Consider the following 308-nt stretch of genomic DNA (forward strand, 5'->3'; position numbering starts at 1 on the left):
CCCTTTGTCTGTGACCAGGACGGGTGCAAACAGTCTTTCAACCAATCCGGTGCTCTCACCGCCCACAAGCGTATCCACACAGGGGACAGGCCCTTTGTCTGTGGCCAGTGCAATCGGTCTTTCGTCCAATCAGGTGCACTCGTCGTCCACAAGCGCACCCATACAAAGGAGAGACCTTTTGTCTGTGACCAGGACGGGTGTAATAAGTCTTTCACCACATCCAGTGATCTCACCAAACACAAGCGCACCCACGCAAAGGACAGGCCCTTTGTCTGTAGTCAGGACGGGTGCAACAAGTCTTTCACCCA

The 308-nt window shown here is 54.2% G+C and carries 1 protein-coding gene; it reads left to right on the top strand.

Going from position 1 to position 308, the window contains the following annotated elements; genetic code table 11:
- Positions 1 to 72: 72 nt before the first annotated feature.
- The coding region (locus tag E1189_RS26245; RefSeq protein ID WP_408014719.1) for a C2H2-type zinc finger protein at positions 73 to 308 on the top strand (236 nt) is incomplete at its 3' end.

It is taken from the genome of Parendozoicomonas verongulae (assembly GCF_009711465.1).
Classification (GTDB): Bacteria; Pseudomonadota; Gammaproteobacteria; order Pseudomonadales; family Endozoicomonadaceae; genus Sansalvadorimonas; species Sansalvadorimonas verongulae.